This window comes from Vibrio sp. CCB-PB317, assembly GCF_022808245.1.
Lineage (GTDB): Bacteria > Pseudomonadota > Gammaproteobacteria > Enterobacterales > Vibrionaceae > Vibrio > Vibrio diabolicus.
The window spans coordinates 1-1,239 of the sequence record NZ_JALGNU010000017.1; the positions used below are offsets into that span (position 1 = coordinate 1).

General features: G+C 41.4%; 2 protein-coding genes. Both read left to right on the forward strand.

The features are described 5' to 3' along the window. Window positions 1–497, forward strand: a 497-nt coding sequence (locus MTR11_RS24030; protein WP_243328528.1) for a hypothetical protein, incomplete at its 5' end; no start/stop codon positions are given. A gap of 147 nt (window positions 498–644) precedes the next feature. Continuing rightward, window positions 645–1,112: a hypothetical protein gene (locus tag MTR11_RS24035; protein ID WP_237312783.1), complete on the forward strand. Its 468-nt coding sequence runs from the start codon at window positions 645–647 to the stop codon at window positions 1,110–1,112. The last annotated feature ends 127 nt before the right edge of the window (window positions 1,113–1,239 follow it).

Consider the following 1,239-nt stretch of genomic DNA (forward strand, 5'->3'; position numbering starts at 1 on the left):
GCGTTAGCCATCAAAGGAGAGAAATGAACAAATACACAATTTTGCGTCTATTGCCTTTGCCTAAGTCTACAAAGCTCAATTGGGTTATTACGTTCATAGAGCGTGATTATCGGGGCCATATTGGTAAGGCTGATAAACCAGAAAAAGTGCGCGATTTAATGCAATCATGCCGCTGGGAAGTTGGGGTGCCGGAAGAAGAACTAGAACACCACTTAAGCCAAAAAATCTTGAGTAAAGCTCGAAAAATGAGAATACCAGTGCCTGAAGCAGACTTTGACGAAGATGGTCACGATAACATGCAAAACTGGGTTGAAGGGAGCCAAACTGGGTATCGCTATCTTAGTGCGCAAGGTTATGCCAAAGTTCGCAGTAGTATCCGTAAAGAGCTCAAAGAACGACGAGATTTAAGATCTCATTGGGTGGTTTGGTTATCAACAATTACAGGATTAGTAGGTGCAATCACAGGTCTTCTTGCTGTTATTGGGTCAAATGGCTAACAAAGCATTTAAGAGTGATTCGCAACGCTTGGCAGTTTCGCTTCGCTCAAGTATAGCCAAGCGCTGCTCACACCTTAATGCGGCGTTAGGCATTTCGAAAGCGGCTAGATGCTACAATTAATCTAGTTGAACTTCGGGGTGTTGAATATGAGTCTAAGATTTTCCTTGCCTTTCATTGTTCTATTAATTGCTGGTTGTGGTCAACCAAAAGACTTTGATGACTGTATATTACAGAGTATGAAAGGAGTCGATAGTGATTTAGGCGCAGAACAGATATATATGTCATGCCGTAAAAAATTTCCCGAAGGTTCAGAGTACAGAGGCAAAGAGCGAGCTTTAAACACCTTAGAATTGATGAACTTGAACGGACGAGCTGGTATCCAGTTTCAAGATGTATATCGTGGTAGCTTATACAATGGTAATAAAGATATCACCGTAACGTCAGTGACAATATCGATTGAAAGTAAGCTTGGTGAAAAGACTGATACTCGCCACTATGAAATTAAAAATGAATTACCTCCATTGTCGACTCGGTCATTTAGTATCAAAATTTTAGCCGGTGATGCGGGTTCTGAATATTCTTGGTCAATTACTGGTGCAAAAGGTGTTAGATAAAAATGCCTAACAAACTGTTTAAGAGTGATTCGCAACGCGTAGCATTTTTACTATGCGTTGGCTTTAGTGTTTAAGGTGGTATGCGGGGCCTTCGGTATTGCGTTGCTCACACCTTAACAGGGCGTTA